18 protein-coding genes and 1 tRNA gene are annotated in these 15,839 nt (G+C 68.3%); 10 read left to right on the top strand and 9 right to left on the bottom strand.

Annotated elements, in window-relative coordinates; all coding sequences use genetic code 11:
- Nucleotides 1-11: 11 nt before the first annotated feature.
- The 3 genes from ACXJ1Y_RS11365 to galE all read right to left on the bottom strand — a co-directional run bounded on the left by ACXJ1Y_RS11365 (nucleotide 12) and on the right by galE (nucleotide 3,687).
- Nucleotides 12-1,412, bottom strand: a complete 1,401-nt coding sequence (locus ACXJ1Y_RS11365) for an SGNH/GDSL hydrolase family protein (RefSeq protein WP_463846388.1) — start codon at nucleotides 1,410-1,412, stop codon at nucleotides 12-14.
- 91 nt (nucleotides 1,413-1,503) lie between these two features.
- Nucleotides 1,504-2,691 carry a lytic murein transglycosylase gene (locus ACXJ1Y_RS11360; protein WP_463846387.1) on the bottom strand — a complete coding sequence of 396 codons (1,188 nt, stop codon included), beginning with the start codon at nucleotides 2,689-2,691 and terminating at the stop codon, nucleotides 1,504-1,506.
- A gap of 3 nt (nucleotides 2,692-2,694) precedes the next feature.
- Nucleotides 2,695-3,687: a UDP-glucose 4-epimerase GalE gene (gene galE, locus ACXJ1Y_RS11355; protein ID WP_463846386.1), complete on the bottom strand. Its 993-nt coding sequence runs from the start codon at nucleotides 3,685-3,687 to the stop codon at nucleotides 2,695-2,697.
- Nucleotides 3,688-3,853: 166 nt separating this feature from the next.
- On the opposite strand from galE, the gene ACXJ1Y_RS11350 reads away from it, so the two are divergent.
- A complete protein-coding gene (locus ACXJ1Y_RS11350) occupies nucleotides 3,854-4,720 on the top strand; it encodes a UTP--glucose-1-phosphate uridylyltransferase (RefSeq protein ID WP_463846385.1) in 867 nt (288 codons plus the stop codon).
- Between the two features lie 203 nt (nucleotides 4,721-4,923).
- On the opposite strand, the gene ACXJ1Y_RS11345 is transcribed toward ACXJ1Y_RS11350, so the two are convergent.
- On the bottom strand, nucleotides 4,924-5,835 hold the full coding sequence (locus ACXJ1Y_RS11345) for an N-formylglutamate amidohydrolase (protein WP_463846384.1): 912 nt from the start codon (nucleotides 5,833-5,835) through the stop codon (nucleotides 4,924-4,926).
- Nucleotides 5,836-6,045: 210 nt separating this feature from the next.
- On the opposite strand from ACXJ1Y_RS11345, the gene cpdR reads away from it, so the two are divergent.
- From cpdR to ACXJ1Y_RS11325, 4 genes are all read left to right on the top strand, one after another.
- On the top strand, nucleotides 6,046-6,402 hold the full coding sequence (gene cpdR, locus ACXJ1Y_RS11340; RefSeq protein ID WP_003603128.1) for a cell cycle two-component system response regulator CpdR: 357 nt from the start codon (nucleotides 6,046-6,048) through the stop codon (nucleotides 6,400-6,402).
- Nucleotides 6,403-6,487: 85 nt separating this feature from the next.
- The gene (gene grxC, locus ACXJ1Y_RS11335) at nucleotides 6,488-6,757 is read left to right on the top strand and encodes a glutaredoxin 3 (RefSeq protein ID WP_463846383.1); all 270 of its coding nucleotides are present in this window, start codon (nucleotides 6,488-6,490) and stop codon (nucleotides 6,755-6,757) included.
- Complete coding sequence (locus ACXJ1Y_RS11330) at nucleotides 6,750-7,589, top strand: carbon-nitrogen hydrolase family protein (RefSeq protein WP_463846382.1); 840 nt, start codon at nucleotides 6,750-6,752, stop codon at nucleotides 7,587-7,589. The genes grxC and ACXJ1Y_RS11330 overlap by 8 nt, the downstream gene beginning before the upstream one ends.
- A 19-nt stretch (nucleotides 7,590-7,608) precedes the next feature.
- Complete coding sequence (locus tag ACXJ1Y_RS11325) at nucleotides 7,609-8,061, top strand: DUF1178 family protein (protein ID WP_463846381.1); 453 nt, start codon at nucleotides 7,609-7,611, stop codon at nucleotides 8,059-8,061.
- Here ACXJ1Y_RS11325 and ACXJ1Y_RS11320 read toward each other — a convergent pair.
- Nucleotides 8,058-8,546, bottom strand: a complete 489-nt coding sequence (locus tag ACXJ1Y_RS11320) for a disulfide bond formation protein B (RefSeq protein WP_463846380.1) — start codon at nucleotides 8,544-8,546, stop codon at nucleotides 8,058-8,060. The genes ACXJ1Y_RS11325 and ACXJ1Y_RS11320 overlap by 4 nt on opposite strands.
- A 2-nt stretch (nucleotides 8,547-8,548) precedes the next feature.
- Nucleotides 8,549-9,130 carry a YqaA family protein gene (locus tag ACXJ1Y_RS11315; RefSeq protein WP_463846379.1) on the bottom strand — a complete coding sequence of 194 codons (582 nt, stop codon included), beginning with the start codon at nucleotides 9,128-9,130 and terminating at the stop codon, nucleotides 8,549-8,551.
- A gap of 129 nt (nucleotides 9,131-9,259) precedes the next feature.
- Here ACXJ1Y_RS11315 and ACXJ1Y_RS11310 point away from each other — a divergent pair.
- A tRNA-Leu gene (locus tag ACXJ1Y_RS11310) sits at nucleotides 9,260-9,344 on the top strand.
- 9 nt (nucleotides 9,345-9,353) lie between these two features.
- Here the strand turns inward: ACXJ1Y_RS11310 and ACXJ1Y_RS11305 are convergent.
- Both ACXJ1Y_RS11305 and ACXJ1Y_RS11300 read right to left on the bottom strand, forming a co-directional pair.
- Nucleotides 9,354-9,824 (bottom strand): hypothetical protein, encoded by a 471-nt coding sequence (locus ACXJ1Y_RS11305; RefSeq protein ID WP_463846378.1) that lies wholly within the window; start codon nucleotides 9,822-9,824, stop codon nucleotides 9,354-9,356.
- A gap of 44 nt (nucleotides 9,825-9,868) precedes the next feature.
- A complete protein-coding gene (locus ACXJ1Y_RS11300; RefSeq protein ID WP_463846377.1) occupies nucleotides 9,869-10,207 on the bottom strand; it encodes a hypothetical protein in 339 nt (112 codons plus the stop codon).
- A gap of 536 nt (nucleotides 10,208-10,743) precedes the next feature.
- Between ACXJ1Y_RS11300 and ACXJ1Y_RS11295 the strand changes: the two genes are divergently transcribed.
- From ACXJ1Y_RS11295 to ACXJ1Y_RS11280, 4 genes are all read left to right on the top strand, one after another.
- A complete protein-coding gene (locus ACXJ1Y_RS11295; RefSeq protein ID WP_463846376.1) occupies nucleotides 10,744-11,394 on the top strand; it encodes a metallophosphoesterase in 651 nt (216 codons plus the stop codon).
- Between the two features lie 559 nt (nucleotides 11,395-11,953).
- Nucleotides 11,954-13,429, top strand: a complete 1,476-nt coding sequence (locus tag ACXJ1Y_RS11290) for a chromosome partitioning protein ParA (protein ID WP_463846375.1) — start codon at nucleotides 11,954-11,956, stop codon at nucleotides 13,427-13,429.
- Nucleotides 13,426-13,929: a hypothetical protein gene (locus ACXJ1Y_RS11285; protein ID WP_243955651.1), complete on the top strand. Its 504-nt coding sequence runs from the start codon at nucleotides 13,426-13,428 to the stop codon at nucleotides 13,927-13,929. The genes ACXJ1Y_RS11290 and ACXJ1Y_RS11285 overlap by 4 nt, the downstream gene beginning before the upstream one ends.
- Nucleotides 13,930-14,111: 182 nt before the next feature.
- Nucleotides 14,112-14,594, top strand: coding sequence for a hypothetical protein (locus tag ACXJ1Y_RS11280; RefSeq protein WP_463846374.1), 483 nt, complete (start codon nucleotides 14,112-14,114; stop codon nucleotides 14,592-14,594).
- Nucleotides 14,595-14,604: 10 nt separating this feature from the next.
- On the opposite strand, the gene ACXJ1Y_RS11275 is transcribed toward ACXJ1Y_RS11280, so the two are convergent.
- The gene (locus tag ACXJ1Y_RS11275) at nucleotides 14,605-15,747 is read right to left on the bottom strand and encodes a ceramide glucosyltransferase (protein ID WP_463846373.1); all 1,143 of its coding nucleotides are present in this window, start codon (nucleotides 15,745-15,747) and stop codon (nucleotides 14,605-14,607) included.
- Nucleotides 15,748-15,839: the final 92 nt, after the last annotated feature.

Below are 15,839 nucleotides of genomic sequence, written 5' to 3'. Positions count from 1 at the left end.
GCGGCAGGAACTCAGCCGGGCGGCCAGCGGAAATCGTCGGCCCGTCCCGGCTGCGGGGCGGGGGCGTTGCCGCGCTGGAGGGTTCGCTCCACCGTCCCCATGGAATCGCCTTCCTGGGGTCGGCCGCTCAGCAACGCGCCGCCGGGCGATGTCTCGGTGCGCAGCAACGGCACGACCGGTCCCGCCGCCGGCTTCACCGGCAGAGCGGGTATCCCGGCGGGCTCGGGCAGGCTCGGCAGCATCGCGGTGATCTGGCGGTCGATGGCCGCCGTGTCGCCGGGCTGCGCTTCGGCGCCGTCGAGGCTCGCCCCCGGCACGCCGGCCGGTACGCCCGGTGAGACGGCAGCCGTGGCGGGCTGGTCGGGCAGGGACGGCGCGGCCGTGCCCATAAGCCGCTTCAACTCGATATCGGCGAAATGCGCGAGCTTGCGGTTGCCGGCCTTGGTGAAATGCACGCCGTCCGAGGTGCGCAGCTTGGCGATCTGACCCTCCGGGTCCGGACCCGACGCGGTATAGCGGTCGCGGTCGTCCACGAAGCCGGGCCAGATGTCGACATAGGTCGCGCCGGCCTTGGTCGCCGTCTCCCGCACCACGTCGTTGATCGAGGCGATGTCGCGGGTCAGGCTCTGGCTCTGCATGGGCGGCAGGCCGACCCAGATCAGCGGGATCTTCCGGTCGGTGAAGGGCTTCACCATGGCCTCGACCCGTGCGCGGTAAAGCTCTTTCCAGCGGTCGGTCAGCGGATCGACCGTCGCGTCGCCGTCCTTGATCGGCTGGCGGTCGTTGGCGCCGACCATGACGAGGCCGTAGCGGACCTTGGGGTTTGCAGTCAGGTAATCGTCGGCCACCTTCGGCCAGTCGACGACGTCCTTGCGGACGAGGCCGCTATCGCCCTTGGCCCGGTCGACCACGGCGACGTCGGAATTGTCCTCGAAGGCGTCGTCCAGGCCCTTGGCAAGATGGTCGGCCAGGGAATCGCCGAACACCGCGATCTGCACGCTGGGATCGGTCTTGGCGGCGACGGCCTTCGGCGGTTCCGGCGGGCGCACTCGCTGCGGACGGCGCTGCACACTCGGGGAGCGCTGGCTGTCGGCGGCGCCGTAGTTGCGCTGGCGCGGCGGCGGCGGGCGATAGGCGCGCTCGGGCTGCGGCGCGGCCTGCTGCGGCCGGTCCTCCCACGGCCAGTAGAATTGGCGCTGCGGCTCAGGCTGGGGTGCGTAACGCTGCGGGCGATTGTAGGCGCCGTCGTCGCGATAATAGGCGTCGCGCGGCCGGCGGCGGGGGGGCGCCTGATAATAGCCGCCGCGCGGATCGGAATAGCCGTCGCCCCATTGGGCGGCGGCCTCACCCGGCGCCAGCACCATCAGGGCGAGCACGGCCGCTAGGGAGAGGGGAGAGAAGGATCTCGTCATACGCTCACGCCTTCCGTCCAGCGCACCCGGAGGAAGCGCCCACGATAGCGGAACGAACCTGCGCCGTCTAAGCGCGCGGGCCTGCGATGCTTCACCGCCCCCGGAGATGCGCGAGCAGGGCGGGCGAGGCGTAGCCATCCGCCGGAAGCCCCGCATCGATCTGATAGCGGCGCACCGCCTCGCGCAGTTTCGGCCCGGCCCGGCCGTCCGCCTCGCCCTGATAGAATCCCTTGCCGGCGAGACCCTGCTGCAGCGCCTTGATGCCGGTGCCGTCGAGGCGCGGCGCAGCCGTCGGCCAGGGTGCGGCGAGGGCCGGGCCGCCCGCGAGACGATCCGCCAGATGGCCCACGGCGAGGGCGTAGGAATCGGAGGTGTTGTAGCCCCGGATCACCTCGAAATTGTCGGTGAGGAGGAAGACCGGCCCGCCGCGTCCGCCCGGCAGGAACAGGCTCGCCTTCCCGGAGCGGGGGAGGGCGCCGCCATCGGCCCGCGCCACGCCCCGCGCGGTGAAATCCGAGAGGTCGCCAGCATAGCGGCTGAGGTCGAAATCGTCCGGCAGGCGCACCTCGTAGCCCCACGAGACCGCGGGGTTCCAGCCGAGATCCTTGAGGTAGGCGGCGATGGAGGCGAGGGCGTCGGCATCGTCCCGCCAGATGTCGCGCCGTCCGTCGCCGTCGAAATCGACCGCGTGGCCGAGATAGGTCGAGGGCAGGAACTGCACCTGCCCCATCGCTCCGGCCCAGCTCCCGCTCATCGCCGCCGGGGTGATGTCGCCCCGCTGGAGGATCTGGAGCGCGTCGAGCAATTCGTTCCGGAACAGGTCGCCGCGATGGCCGGCGGCGGCGAGGGTGGCGAGGGCCTTCACGGTGGAGATCGTCCCCGCGCTGGCGCCGAAATCCGATTCCACACCCCAGATTGCCAGCACGACGCTCTCGGGCACGCCGTATCGCAATTCGATGCCCTTCAGGGTCGCGGCGAGGGCCTGAGCCCGCGCCCGGCCCCGCGCGATCCGCCCCGGCGTCACCGCGCCGACGAGATAGTCCCAGACGGGGCGGCTGAACTCGCCCTGCTTCTTCGTCCGCGCGAGGACGGAAGGGTCCGGACCCTTCACGTCACGGAAGGCCGACGCGAAGGTCGCGTCCGACACGCCGCGCGCGGCGGCGTCCCGGCGCAGGTCGGCGAGGAAGCCCGCGAAGGACGGGCTTCCCTCCGGCTTGGCCGAAGCCGGTGCGGCGGCCAGCAGCGCGACGGCGACGAGGGACGCCGCGAGATGGCGCATGGCTCAGACCCGGTTGCGTTTGCTGAGGTGATCCTCCCAGGCGAGGGCCTGGGTCACGATGGTCTGCAGGTCGTCGTAACGGGGCACCCAGCCGAGGCGGTCGCGGATCTTGTCCGCCGCCGCCACGATCCGCGCGGGGTCTCCCGGCCGACGGGGGGAGATGCGCACCGGAAAGTCCTTGCCGGACACCTTCTTCACCACCTCGACCACTTCGAGCACTGAATAGCCGAGGCCGTAGCCGCAATTCAGCACGAGGCTTTCACCATCGCCCCGGAGATAATCGAGGGCGAGGCGATGGGCTTCGGCGAGGTCCGTGACCTGGATGTAATCGCGCAGGCACGATCCGTCCGGGGTCGGGTAATCCGTGCCGTAGACGTCGAGGCGTTCCCGCTGGCCGAGGGCGGCCTGGGTCGCGACCTTGATGAGGTGCGTGGCGTTCGGGGTCGATTGGCCCGAGCGGCCCTTGGGATCGGCGCCGGCGACGTTGAAGTAGCGCAGCACCACGTAGGTGAAGCCGAGCGCGGTGGCGGCGTCCGCGATCATCCACTCGCTCATCAGCTTGGAGCGGCCGTAGGGGTTGATCGGGTTGAGGGTCACGGTCTCCGTCACCGGGACCACCTCCGGCTCGCCGTAGACGGCCGCCGTCGAGGAGAAGATGACGTGGCGTACGCCCGCCTTCACCGCCGCCTCGATGAGCGCCCGGGTCTTCACCGTGTTGGCGAGGTAGTAACCCAGCGGGTCCGACACCGATTCCGGCACCACGATCTTGGCCGCGAAATGGGCCAGCGCGTCGATCTTGTGCTCGCGGATGGTGCGGGTGACGAGGTCCTGATCGGCGACATCGCCCACCACGAGGGTCACGCCCTCCGGCACCGCCCAATCGAAGCCCGTGGAGAGATCGTCGAGGACCACGACGGCCTCGTGTCCGGCATCGAGCAACGCCAGCACCATATGGCTGCCGATATACCCGGCCCCCCCTGTCACCAGCACCGCCATCGCATTGTCTCCGTCGAAGCCGAGAATTAACGCTACACGTAGCGTCCGCCGATATATTTACGTCGGACTGCTGGGCAGTATCATGAAACGGACCTTGCGATGACCGTTGCGGTCTGTCTCATCGTCGGGTCCATCCTCAACTCTATCGCTTCAGGGCCAACGCACGATGAAACCGATCCGCAAGGCCGTCCTCCCCGTCGCGGGCCTGGGCACGCGTTTCCTGCCGGCGACCAAGGCCGTTCCCAAGGAAATGTTGACCGTCGTGGACCGGCCGGTCGTCCAGCACGTCGTGGACGAGGCGCGCGAGGCGGGCATCGAGCATTTCATCTTCGTCACCGGCCGCGGCAAGGCCGTGATCGAGGACCATTTCGACATCGCCTACGAATTGGACAAGACCCTCGTCGAACGCGGCAAGCAGGCCGCCTATGACGAATTGAAGAAGGACCTGCCCCAGGCGGGCCAGACGAGCTTCACCCGCCAGCAGGCGCCGCTGGGCCTCGGCCACGCCGTGTGGTGCGCCCGCGAGATCGTCGGCGACGAGCCCTTCGCCGTGCTGCTGCCCGACATGCTGAGCCGGGGCTGCATGGGCCAGATGCTCGCCGCCTACGAGCGGCACGGCGGCAACGTCATCGCCGTCGAGGAGGTCGCCCCCGAGGAGACGCATCAGTACGGAATCGTCAGCGTCGGCGACACCTTCGGCCAGACCTTCGAGATCACCGGCATGGTCGAGAAGCCCAAGCAGGGCACCGCGCCGTCGAACTATATCATCTCCGGCCGCTACATCCTGCAGCCCGAGATCTTCGGCATCCTGGAGCACGGCAAGAAGGGCGCGGGCGGCGAGATCCAGCTCACCGACGCCATGATCGACCTCATGGCCGAGCAGTCCTTCTACGGGATGCGCTACGAGGGCCGGACCTACGACACCGGCTCGAAGCTCGGCTTCCTCACCGCCAACGTCGCCTACGCCCTGGAGCGCCCGGACCTCGCCGGCCCGCTCAAGGCCGAGATCGCGAAGCTCCTGTCCGAGCAGTGAGAGAGCCCCCCGTTTCGGCGGGGGTGCCATGCGCCAAGAGCAGGAATTGCGACAGGAACGCACCTTGTCTTTTGTGCGACGCACTGTAGTTTGTGCATCGCAGGAACGCGATGGCGTCGCGGTCCTGTTGCCCTTCTTGGGCGTTTCCTCCCTAGACTTCGGGCCACTCCTTCGGGGGTGGCCTTTTTTCTGTGTGGCAGGCTTTATTCGGCCGCCATCCGGGGCAGCGAGACGTTGCCAGCCCCCTTCGCCACCGCCGCGACGATGGATTCGAGGGCCGTGACGAGGGCGGGGAAATCCCGCGTCAGGGCGAGGCTCGATTCGTTCATGTACAGGGCGCGGTTCATCTCGATCTGAAGGGCGTGGCGCCCAAGGTTCGGCTCGCCGTAATGCTCCGTGATGAAGCCGCCGGCATAGGGCTTGTTGCGCACCACGCGGAACCCGTGCGCCTGGAACTGCGCCTCGAAGGCGTCGATGAGGGCCGGGCTGCAGGCGGTGCCGTAGCGGTCGCCGAGCACCACGTCGGCCTTCGCCTCCTCCCGCCCCAGGCTGCTCGACGGCATGGAGTGGCAATCGATCAGGATGCAGGTGCCATGCGCCTTCGCCGTGCGCTGGATCAGCGCGCGCAACATGCGGTGGTACGGCTTGTAAAGCGTCTCGATCCGCGCCACCGCCTCCTGCGCGGTGATGCGGCCGGAATAGATCTCCTGCCCGTCGGCCACCACGCGGGGCACGGTCCCTAGCCCGCCCGCCACCCGCATGGAGCGCGTGTTGGCGTAGGGCGGCAGCCGCCCCTCGAACATGCGCGGGTCGAGTTCGAAGGGCTCGCGGTTCACGTCGAGATAGGCGCGGGGGAAGTTCGCCCGCAGCAGCGGAGCACCCAGCCGCACCACCGGCTCGAACAGCCGGTCGACATGCGCGTCCTCCGAGCGCCGCAGGCTCAGGCCGTCCAGGCGTGAGGCCGCGAGGAAGCTCGGCGGATAGACCGCGCCCGAATGCCCGGTGTTGAACACGAAGGGGATGGAATGGCTCTCCGGCTCGTCCACCGCGAAGGGCGGGGCGAACAGAGAGGCGGGCCCGGTCGGCCCTGACGTTTCCGTGTCGGAGATTGTCATCGTCGGCGTGGACGCTCCGGCTGCGATCCCGTATCCCGTCTGCACAGTCTGGGGCGCGGATTCGCGCCTGTCCACTGGCCGCGTGCTCGGTTGCAACGACACAACGGCCCGTAGGTCATCAGTTTGCGGTACCCGCTTTGGTTACCCGTTGTTTACCAAGCCGTCCCTTTGTGGGATCAACGCTTCGACTCAAGGTCTCGGAACCGTCCGATGAAAATTCTGCTGGCGGAAGACGACAATGACATGCGCCGGTTCCTCGCCAAGGCGCTGCAGAACGCAGGCTACGACGTGCTCTCGTTCGACAACGGCCTCTCTGCGTATAACCGCCTGAGGGAGGAGCCGTTCGAGCTTCTCCTGACCGATATCGTCATGCCGGAGATGGACGGGATCGAACTGGCCCGCCGGGCCACCGAGCTCGACCCGGATATCAAGGTGATGTTCATCACCGGCTTCGCGGCCGTGGCGCTGAACCCGGACTCGAAGGCCCCGAAGGACGCGAAGGTCCTCTCGAAGCCGTTCCACCTGCGCGATCTCGTCAACGAGGTCGAGAAGCTGCTCGCGGCCTGACACGGCTGCGCGTGACCGTGCTGCCATAGGCAAGTTCCGCGCGAAGCCCCTATATGGGAGTTCTTCCGCGCGGGACGCAGCGACGATGCAGCCGGTCACCATCTACACCACTTCCTGGTGCCCCTATTGTGCGGCGGCCAAGAGCCTGCTGTCGCAGAAGGGCGTGGCCTTCCAGGAGATCGACGTGGAGCGCGCCGCCGGCGCCCGTGCGACGATGGTCGAGCGGGCGGGCGGCCGCACGAGCGTGCCGCAGATCTTCGTCGGTACGACCCATGTCGGCGGGTGCGACGATCTCTATGCCCTCGACCGCTCGGGCAAGCTCGATCCGCTGCTGAAGGCATCGGCCGATGCCTGAGCGCTTCGTCGCCGCGTGTATCCAGATGCGATCCGGGCGCGACTCGGCGGCCAATCGCGACGCGGCGGTCGCGGGCCTGCGCGAGGCGGCGGGGCAGGGCGCCCGCTATATCCAGACGCCGGAGATGACCTCCCTGGTGGAGCGCAGCCGCGAGCGACTGTTCGCGGTCGTCACGGACGAAGGCTCGGACCCCACCCTCACCGCCCTGCGTCAGACGGCGCGGGAGGTCGGCGCCTGGGTTCAGGTCGGCTCCATCGCCGTGCGCAACGGCGAGAAGATCGCCAACCGCGCGTTCCTCATCGACCCGGAGGGCAGCATCGCCGCCTCCTACGACAAGCTGCACCTGTTCGACGTGGATCTGCCGAGCGGCGAGAGCTGGCGCGAATCCTCGACCTATACCGGCGGCGGCTGTGCCGTCGCGGCGGAGACGCCCCTCGCCACCTTCGGCCTGACGATCTGCTACGACATCCGCTTCCCGGCCCTTTACCGCGCGCTGGCGGAGGCGGGCGCCACGGTGCTCACCGGCCCGGCCTGCTTCACCCGGCAGACGGGGGAGGCCCACTGGCAGGTCTTGCAACGGGCGCGGGCCATCGAGACCGGCTCGTTCATGATCTCGGCCGCGCAGGGCGGCGTCCATGAGGACGGCCGCGAGACGTATGGCCACTCGATCATCGTCGATCCCTGGGGGCGTGTCCTCGCCGAGGGCGGCACCGAGCCGCGGGTGATCCTGGCCGAGATCGACCTCTCGCTCGTCGCCGATGCGAGGGCGCGCATCCCGTCCCTTCGCCATGCCCGGCCGTTCAGCATCGAACGGATCGGGGCGAAGTCCTGAGACACCGAACCGCACGCGCATGATCCGGTACAATCTGGTCTGCGAGGCCGCGCACGGCTTCGAATGCTGGTTTCCATCCTCGGATTCGTACGAGACCCAGGTTTCGCGCGGCCTCGTCACCTGTCCTCAGTGCGGCAGCGGGTCGGTCTCCAAGGCCATCATGGCGCCGATGATCGCGCGCAAGGACCGCGCCGAGGTGCCCGTCCCGGCGCCGACGCCCGAAACGCCGATGCGGATGATCGCCGAGCCGGAGCGCAAGCTGCGCGAGATGATCAAGGCGCTGCACGACCATGTGGCCGCCCATTCCGAGCATGTCGGCGAGCGTTTCGCCGAGGAGGCACGGAAGATCCATTACGGCGAGGCCGAGGGCCGCTCGATCCACGGGCAGGCGAGCCTCGACGAGGCCCGCGCCCTGATCGACGAGGGGATCGAGGTCTCCCCGATCCCGATGCTGCCGGACGACCGGAACTAGCGCCGCAGCGCCGTCGTCCCGGCGAAGGACGCCAGGACAAAGGAAACGAGCGCGCTCCATCCGGCGAGCGAGACGCCGAGGACGCGCAGGGCTGCCACCGAGCAATCCACGACGCGCACGCTCTGGAGCGAATTCATGAAGTCGCTCACGGCGGCGGGGTTGGCGCCAGAGCCGCCGCCGCAATCGGTCGGACCCGGCCAGAAGCCCCACTCGGCGCCCGCATGATAGATGCCGACGCCCGCGCCATAGAGCAGGCCGAGGGCCGCGAGGCCGAGGGCGAGCCGGGCGAGCCGCTCCGGCGCGAACAGGGCCACGAGGCCGAGCGGCACCGCCGCGTAATAAGGCAGGCGCTCGGTCAGGCAGAGCTTACACGGCACGTAGCCGTAGCCGTATTGCAGCACGAGCGCGGCGCCGACCGTGACCGCCGCGACGAGGGCGAGCCAGAGGCCGGCTGTCTTGAGGCGGACGGCAGCACGCGTATCCATTGCTACAAAATCACCTTGAACAGGACGAAGCCGAGGACGATCACCGCCACGGAGATGGCGGCCACCGCGTTGAGATGCCGATCGAGCACGCCACGAATCTGCACGCCGTAGCGGCCGAGCAGGGCGGCGAGGATGAAGAACCGCGCGCCACGGGTGATGATCGACAGCACCGTGAACCAGAACAGGCTGTAATGGGCCAGTCCCGACGTGATGGTCACGAGCTTATAGGGGATCGGCGTGAGGCCCTTCAGCAGGATCACCCAATGGCCGTACTCGGCATAGGAGCGCTGGAAGGCATCCGCCGAGTTCTGCAGGCCGTAAAGCTTGATGACCCATTCGCCGAGGGAATCGAACAGCAGCGCGCCGATGGCGTAGCCGACCAACCCGCCGAGCACCGAGCAGACCGTCGCGATGGTCGCGTAGAACCACACCCGGTCCGGGCGGCTCACTGCCATGGGTACCAGCATGGCATCCGGGGGCACGGGGAAGAACGAACTTTCCGCGAACGCCACCGCCCCGAGGACGTAGGGCGCTGAAGGGCGGTCGCTCAGGGCGAGGATCCAGGCGTAGAGCCGCCGCAGCATCAAGTCGTCCGGGGAGTGCGAGGAAAGCGGCGTCCCTTCAAGCACAGCCCAATGCGTAACGCCAGAGAGGCGGATGGCGGGAGAAAACTCTTGGCCGCACGGGGCGACCTGTGCGATGAGCGCCACCGCGCGGGTATGGCGGAATTGGTAGACGCGGGCGACTCAAAATCGCCAGCCGCAAGGCGTGGGGGTTCGATTCCCTCTACCCGCACCACAGGCAGGCTCAGTCCTCCTCGGACAGGTCGCGGAACTCGATCTGCACGCTGCTGTAGAGCCGCTTCAGCCACATCTGCGCCTCCGCGAGCTTGGCCCGGTTCAGCTCCGTCTCCTCCTCCGCGCGCCGCGCGCGGGCATCGGCCATCTGCGCCGCGAGTTCGGCCCGCTCGGCGCGCAGATGCGCGTCCCGCGCCGCCGATTCCGCGAGGCGCAGGCGGCGCTCCGTCTCTTCCAGGCGGTGCATGGTGCCGTCGAGGACGGCCTGCGAATGCTGCACCACGTCCTGCGCGAAGCGGCGTGCCTGACGCATCCGCGATCCGACATCGCGGATCAGCTCGATGGCGGCGGGCCAGTTCAGCTCGTCGTCCGATTCCTCCGCGCGAGGCGGCTCGCGGAAGAGCTGCACCACGCCGCTTCCGTGTCCCGGCGCCAGAAGCTGGCGCAGGGTCGGGCGGTTCTCCCCATCGTTGTCGGACAAGGCGTCCCCGTCGGTGTCCGGACGATCATGGAGCCGGCGCGACATCAGCGCGGGCCCTCGTCGAGGACGGTGAACTCGTTGAAGATCGCATCGTGGATCTGCTTGAGCCACGCTTCCGAAACCCGGGCGCGCTCCTCGGCCTGGGCGGCACGCTCCTCGGCGGCGCGCACCCGCTCCATCGCGGCGACCTGCAGATCGGAGGCCTGCGCCTCCGCCGCCCGGACGCGCTCCTCCGCCATCCTCATGTCGGCGCGGGCGCGTTCCAGCAATTCCTCGATATGCGATTCCCGTTCACGGGATTGCGCCTCGACATCGCGGATGCGGGAGGCCGTCGAGCGGATGCGGTCGATGAGGGCGGACCAGTCCGTATTTGGCTCGCGCATCGTGGACCTCGGCAAGTCATCGTCGATAGAAGACCCGAAGGCCCTCAGGATCGTCGCAATGCTGCCTGTCGGCTGCGCGGCTGCGGGGGCTGTCACGGCCGGTGTCTCGAAGTCTTCGCTCCGTTCGAACCGCAATCTCTTCACCGGATGGATGGTCGGAAACATGGTGGACGTTGCCCGCAGGAAGGCAAGACTCGACGTTGAGCCTTGTCGTTAATTTTGTCTGAATTGGCTTGCGACTCAAGTCCCGGAGCCCCGGAACGGCCAAGTTTTCCATCTTTACGAGGCCGTTCCGCGCGATCATTCTCAATGACAGTTAATGTCCATCGGCTCGCTAGAACTTCGCTCTAAAGCCCCGCGACAATCGCTACGGTAATTTCCCTAGAGTTGTACAATTGAGGATGCGCAGCGCTGCCCAGCCCACAGGTGTGGAAACTGACTGCGCGCAACCTTTCCAGCGAAAACGAAAAATGTGATCAATCCCCTGCGCGAGACGGGCGAGAGCGGCCAATTCCGTCACCGCAGGCTTGGATGGGATGAACACCTACGCCGTCGGCGATATTCATGGTTGCGTCGATGGCCTTCGTCTCGTCCTGGAGCGGATCGCGGCGCATGCGGGCGGCGAGCCGCACCGGATCGTCTTGCTCGGCGACTACGTCAACATCGGCCCGGATTCGCGCAAGGTGCTCGATCTCCTGATCGACAGGCCCGCGATCATGGCGCTGCGCGGGCACCATGACATGATGCTGCTGGCCGCCGCCCGGGGCGATGCGCGCTCCATCTGGAACTTCGACTATCACGGCGGCGGCGCGACCCTGCGCAGCTTCGGCGTGGTCAAGGCCGCCGAGATCCCGAGCCGCTACATCGATTTCCTGCGGCGGAAGCTGCTGCGCTACGTGGAGGATACGGAGCGCGTCTTCGTCCACGCCTCCATCGACCCGGCGATCGGGAACATGGAAGACCAGGACGACACGATGCTGCTCGGCGCGCGGGCCCCGCTCGCCCCCGCGGCGGATCTGGGGGCGCCATACCTTGTCCACGGCCATTTCCCGCAGGCCGATGGGTTGCCGGAGATCCTGCGGCACCGCTGCAACCTCGACACGGACGGATGCCGCACGGGCGTGTTCACCTGTGGCATCTTCGACGAGACCCAGCCCGATCCGGTGGACATCATCCAGGTGCGTTAGCCCGGCTTACTTTTGCCGGGAATGCCGCCGAAAGGATCGCTGAAGGTTGCAAATATGCAACAAACAGAAAAACCTCTACCTTGGAGTGTTTTCTCAGACAATCCGCTATCGCGGAAATTGCGATCCGTCTGGGATAACCCGAATTGACTGGTGCCAGGGGCAGAAGTTAAGCGACGAGAACGGCTCGGTGGGCCGGTGCAACCTCGCAGAACGCCCCTTGGGCTGTTCACGGCGGGCGGCGCCGCTCTGGTCTTGATGCCTGTTAATCAATAGGGTCTCTCAACCGCGCGATACGAGGGGTGGCCGGGTTGTGGCTGAGCGCGGAGGAGATCGGGCAATGGCATGGATGCCGATCAAACGCCTGCTGGGGCAGGGATCGGGATCGTCGGATTCGTCGCGGAACTCGGACTCCGCGTGGCTGCCGGAACTGGAACTTGAGTCCCTGAGGCCGGAGCCGAAGCGCCAGCAGCCTCCGCCTCAGCAGCGGCAACCGCAGCCTCCGCGTCAGCAGCAGCCCGCCCCGCCGCCGCGCGAGCGCGACTCCGAAGAGTATGAAGAGATGCGGCAGGCGCCGCGCGAGCAGCCGCGTCAGCAGCAGGAGGCGCCGGCGGCGCATCCCTACAGCGCGTTCGACGCCATCGGCCAGCGCAACGAGATGGTGCGCGTGCGCATCAGCCAGATGATGGAGCGGCTGGACGACCTGAAGACCCTTCAGGCGGATTTCGCGCAGATCCTCGAACCTCTGGCCGGCGTCGCCGACGAACTCCCGCAGGCGAAGATCAAGATCGCCGAGCTCGAAGTCCTGCTCGCCCGCGAGCAGGAGCACATGCGCAACCTGCACCGCGAGTTGAACGAGGTGAACGGCCGGGCCGCGTCCTCGTCCAACGAGCTCGCGGCGGTCTCGACGGATTTGCAGCGCCTCGAAACGCAATTGCGCGAGCGCGATGCCGAGAACGAGGAGTTGCGGGTGCGCGTCCGCGACCGGACGGTCGCGGTCGAGAACATGGAGCGCCAGCTCTTCGCGGAGACCGAGCAGGTCCGCGCGTTGACCGGCGAGAACAAGTCGCTGCGGATTGAGGCGCAGGCCGCCGACCAGGCGATGACCCGCGCCGAGCGCGAGTTGAACGACCTGGGCGAGCGCCTGTCGCTCAGCGAGCAGGATGCCCGGCGTCTGCAGACCCTGGCCGGCGAGCAGGCGGTGCGCCTGTCCGAGGCCGAGGCGCGGGTGGTCGAGCTGACCCAGCAGATCGAGGTGCTGCGCCAGCGCGCCCGCGATCTCGAAATGCAGCTTGGCACCGAGGTTTCCGCGCGCGAGCGGGCCGAGGGTCAGTTCGAAACCGAGATGGCGGCGATCCGTGCCGACCGCGCGAACCTCGCCATGAAGCTGGACGCGTCCCTTGGCCGGGCCGCGACGCTGGAACAGCTTCTCGCCCAGGTCCGCAGCCAGTTGCGCGAGCGGGAGGAGAATGCCCGCACCGCCGACCGGACGCTCAAGGAGCTTCAGATCGAGCGGACGACCCTCGACCGGCGCCTGGAAGGCTTGCAGGCCGAGCTTCAGCGGCAGACGGAGCGCGTCTCCGAGATCCAGCGCCTGCGCGCGGAGGCCGATGGCCGCGCCGACATGCTCACCAAGGCGCTGGCGGCCAAGGAAGCCGCCATGGAGCAGTCGCAGACCCGCGTCGCCGCCCTGGCCGACCGGATGGAGCAGCTGGGCCGTCGGCACGAGGCCGAGAAGGCCGAATTGCAGGCCGCCAACCGGCGGCTCGTGGAGGAACTTCAGAACGAGCGCTCCGAGCGGGCCCTCGCCCAGGGTGCCCTCGACATCGCCCGCGAGACTCGCGCCTCGCTGCAGAAGCAGCATGAGGGCCTGAAGCGCGCCGTCCGCAACCTCCACGGGGTCGATCCGGCCACGCTGCTCGGGCTCTCGATGCCCGAGGCGCGGACCGAGCGCGTTGAGGAGAGCAATGTCACCCCGTTCGCGCCGCCGGAGCGCGAGGGGCGTGACACGAAGCCCAATAACGACATGAATGCGTGAGTGAAGTCACCATGATGGAACAGGTTCGCATGCCCATCGAGGACGACGCCGACGCGGCGGCCTATGCCGCGCTCAAGGCTCATGCCGCCGCTGCCGCCGCGGCGGCCGAAGCCGTGCAGAACTTCGAGCCGGTGCCGCTGCCGGGCAACGTCTCGTTCTTCCCGTCGCAGCCGCAGCCGAGCGAAGGCGGTCCTGTCCGTGACTTCAAGTCCGCCATCGACCTCATCAAGGAAGCGAGCGAGGCGATCCGCTTCTCCGAGGAGCGCGCCTCCGAGTTGGAGCAGCAGCTCCATCAGGTGTCCGGCCGCGCGGCCGAGCAGGTGAAGGCCCTCGAACTTCAGGTCGCCGCGCTGGAGCGCCGGCTGATCAAGTCCGAGGAGCGCGCCCGCGCCGCCGAGGTCCGCGCCAACGATGCGGAGACGTGGCTGTCGCGCCTGCACGACACGATCATCACCAGCTTCCGCCGCCCGCTCCACCCCGGTGAGGGCGAGTCGCACTGAGGTTCATCCGCGCGCAGGTCGTGGCGGGTCCGGCGCCGGGAGGCGCCTTGAAGAAAACCGTTCGGGCGTCCCTCGGTCTCTGAGCCGCGCGGAGGCCCTGTCGGGGTCATGCTGAGGGGACCGGCCGTCGCGTGGCCCGGTCTCTCCGTGGGCGGCGTTGCGATCTGAAACGGGGCGGGGCGATGGCTGAGGGCAACCGGGTGGTCGAGACGCGGGACAGGACGCTGGATGCCGCGCCGCTCCTGATGACGCCGACCATGCGAAAGGAATTGAAGGCGCTCAGCCCCATCGAGCGCGGCGGCGAGATCGCCAAATCGGGCTCGGACATGCCGAAGCCGATCAAGCGGTTCGGCCAGGAGGAATGGGCCGCCGTCTGCGAACGAATCCAGGATGCGGCGGAGTACATCCAGGAGATCGAGGCGAGCCGGCATCAGCAGGAGATGCAGGCCCAGAAGATCTTCGCCAACATGCAGGACGAGATCGCCGCCGCCAATGCCCGTGCGCTGGCGGCCGAGCGGATACTGCACGATGTGCAGCACCGGGCCACCAATTTAGTGAAGACCCTCGAAGAGAAGCTTCAGGCGGCCGAAGACCGCGCCCGTGAGGCCGAAGATTGGCTCAACCGCATCTCCGAGGCGGTGCGCTCCAACCTGAACTTCCCGTAGGCCGCGCGCCTCAGGCGGTTCGGATCCGCCCCGGCTTCGTCTCGATGGCCATGGCATTGCCGCGCCAGACGACGCCGCTGCGCATCCAGGCGCGGGTCCAGACGAAGGGGATGAGCAGGTCGCGGGCGATGAAGGCCGCGATCAGGGCCGGCGAGCGCAGCCACCCGGCCCGGATGGCGAGGGCGTATTCGCCCGCATAGATCAGGGCGACCAGCGCACCGAGGCCGAGGGCGGCCTCCGCCGCATTGGCATAGAGCGCGGCCAGCAGGCAGGGGACGAGCATCCCGCTGGCGATCTCCGGGGCGAAGAACAGCGGGAACGTCACCCGGCGCAGGCGCGCCCAGCGGACCTGGCGGGACCAGATCTCGGCGAAGCTGCGCTGGCCAAGGGGCTGCGAGAACGGCGCGGCGACGAGGTTCACCCGCCGCCCGGCCGCCCGCACGATCTTCGTGGCGGCGGCGTCCTCCGCGATCTCGGCGGCGAGGGCGCGGATGCCCCCCACGCTATCGAGGAAGGGGCGGTGCCAGAGCATGCTCTTGCCCTGGGCGAAGCCGAGGCCCACCGCCTCGCCGGCATATTGCCAGCGCGCCTGGAGGGTGTTCAGGAAGGCGCATTCCACCAGGGCCCAGAATCCATTCGGCCGGGCACCGATGGGTGTCGCGCAGACGAGGCCGGTGTTCGGCCGCCACGCGGCCTGAAGGGTCTGCAGGTAATCGGGCGGCATCAGCACGTTGGAATCGGCCAGCACGATCCAATCGTGCTCCGCCGCGTCCCAGCCGCGCACGCAATTGTTGAGCTTGGGATTGTCGCTGACCCGCTCCTCGCCGACGATGAGCCGCGAGCGGATCCGCGGATGCCGGGCCATCAGCCGCCGCACCAGGGGCAGGACGGGATCGCCCGCGTCGGCGACGCAGAAGATCAGTTCGTAGTCGCGGTAGGCAAGGCGGAAGCCGCTCTCCAGCGTCTCTTCGCTGAACCGCTCAAGCCCGCAGACTGGGCGGACGAGGGACACGGCCGCGCCGTCCGGAAAGGTCGAGCGGGGCATGCGGCGCCTGAGGCGGAAGCCGGCTAGGGCGAGGCTCGCGAGGTTCACCAGAGCCATCGCGAGACAGGCCGCGAGCGCAAGAAAGACGCCGTCCAGCGCGCTGATCATGCGGGAGAGCCGTCGGGCGCCGAGCCGGGCGCGTCGTGGGAGCGCACCTGCGCCCGTGGCGTCCGGCTAACAGCCGCAGCATATCAGTTGTG

Source organism: Methylobacterium sp. TK26 (genome assembly GCF_055361565.1).
Note: the sequence above shows the minus strand (reverse complement) of the source record. Positions and strands in the feature narration are given on the sequence as shown.

What these genes read in the sequence shown, in the direction of transcription:
- ACXJ1Y_RS11345 (WP_463846384.1), bottom strand. Translation starts at nt 5,835, where the DNA reads ATGACAATCTCCGACACGGAAACGTCAGGGCCGACCGGGCCCGCCTCT.
- ACXJ1Y_RS11280 (WP_463846374.1), top strand. Translation starts at nt 14,112, where the DNA reads ATGGCTGAGGGCAACCGGGTGGTCGAGACGCGGGACAGGACGCTGGAT.
- galE (WP_463846386.1), bottom strand. Translation starts at nt 3,687, where the DNA reads ATGGCGGTGCTGGTGACAGGGGGGGCCGGGTATATCGGCAGCCATATG.
- ACXJ1Y_RS11290 (WP_463846375.1), top strand. Translation starts at nt 11,954, where the DNA reads ATGCGGCAGGCGCCGCGCGAGCAGCCGCGTCAGCAGCAGGAGGCGCCG.
- ACXJ1Y_RS11320 (WP_463846380.1), bottom strand. Translation starts at nt 8,546, where the DNA reads ATGGATACGCGTGCTGCCGTCCGCCTCAAGACAGCCGGCCTCTGGCTC.
- ACXJ1Y_RS11295 (WP_463846376.1), top strand. Translation starts at nt 10,744, where the DNA reads ATGAACACCTACGCCGTCGGCGATATTCATGGTTGCGTCGATGGCCTT.
- ACXJ1Y_RS11365 (WP_463846388.1), bottom strand. Translation starts at nt 1,412, where the DNA reads ATGACGAGATCCTTCTCTCCCCTCTCCCTAGCGGCCGTGCTCGCCCTG.
- cpdR (WP_003603128.1), top strand. Translation starts at nt 6,046, where the DNA reads ATGAAAATTCTGCTGGCGGAAGACGACAATGACATGCGCCGGTTCCTC.
- ACXJ1Y_RS11315 (WP_463846379.1), bottom strand. Translation starts at nt 9,130, where the DNA reads ATGCTGCGGCGGCTCTACGCCTGGATCCTCGCCCTGAGCGACCGCCCT.
- ACXJ1Y_RS11325 (WP_463846381.1), top strand. Translation starts at nt 7,609, where the DNA reads ATGATCCGGTACAATCTGGTCTGCGAGGCCGCGCACGGCTTCGAATGC.
- ACXJ1Y_RS11360 (WP_463846387.1), bottom strand. Translation starts at nt 2,691, where the DNA reads ATGCGCCATCTCGCGGCGTCCCTCGTCGCCGTCGCGCTGCTGGCCGCC.
- ACXJ1Y_RS11350 (WP_463846385.1), top strand. Translation starts at nt 3,854, where the DNA reads ATGAAACCGATCCGCAAGGCCGTCCTCCCCGTCGCGGGCCTGGGCACG.
- grxC (WP_463846383.1), top strand. Translation starts at nt 6,488, where the DNA reads ATGCAGCCGGTCACCATCTACACCACTTCCTGGTGCCCCTATTGTGCG.
- ACXJ1Y_RS11275 (WP_463846373.1), bottom strand. Translation starts at nt 15,747, where the DNA reads ATGATCAGCGCGCTGGACGGCGTCTTTCTTGCGCTCGCGGCCTGTCTC.
- ACXJ1Y_RS11330 (WP_463846382.1), top strand. Translation starts at nt 6,750, where the DNA reads ATGCCTGAGCGCTTCGTCGCCGCGTGTATCCAGATGCGATCCGGGCGC.
- ACXJ1Y_RS11300 (WP_463846377.1), bottom strand. Translation starts at nt 10,207, where the DNA reads ATGCGCGAGCCAAATACGGACTGGTCCGCCCTCATCGACCGCATCCGC.